Origin of the sequence: Mesorhizobium sp. M8A.F.Ca.ET.202.01.1.1, from assembly GCF_004791595.1 — a bacterium.
In the GTDB taxonomy this organism is placed as follows: domain Bacteria; phylum Pseudomonadota; class Alphaproteobacteria; order Rhizobiales; family Rhizobiaceae; genus Mesorhizobium.
In genome coordinates this window covers 1-279 of record NZ_SRUN01000335.1, presented here as the reverse complement: position 1 = coordinate 279, position 279 = coordinate 1, and the positions used below count along the sequence as shown (strand labels likewise).

At 62.4% G+C, this 279-nt stretch carries 1 pseudogene; it reads right to left on the bottom strand.

Annotation, left to right across the window (positions count from 1 at the left end):
- A pseudogene (locus EN845_RS35810) lies at positions 1 to 279 on the bottom strand (terminase large subunit); the annotation flags it as partial.

Sequence of the window (279 nt, the reverse complement as noted above, 5' to 3'; positions counted from 1 at the left end):
TCCGATCTTCGCCATTTGCGGCGGATATTCATAGATCAGGGGAAGGGAGGTGGGATCCTCGATCTTCCCGTCGCGGACGCCGCGGTGATAGAGCAGCTTCTGCGCGAAGACGCCGGTCGGCGGATCGTCACTCTGCGTCGTCGCGTAAATCGTGAATCCTTCCGGCCGCGACGCCTGCGATCCGGTGACCTCGGAAAGCACGTTCGCCGAGGACGCCTTCTTACCGAAGAGCCAGAGCTCGTCGATGAAGGAGCAGATCGCCTTCTGGCCGCCGACGAC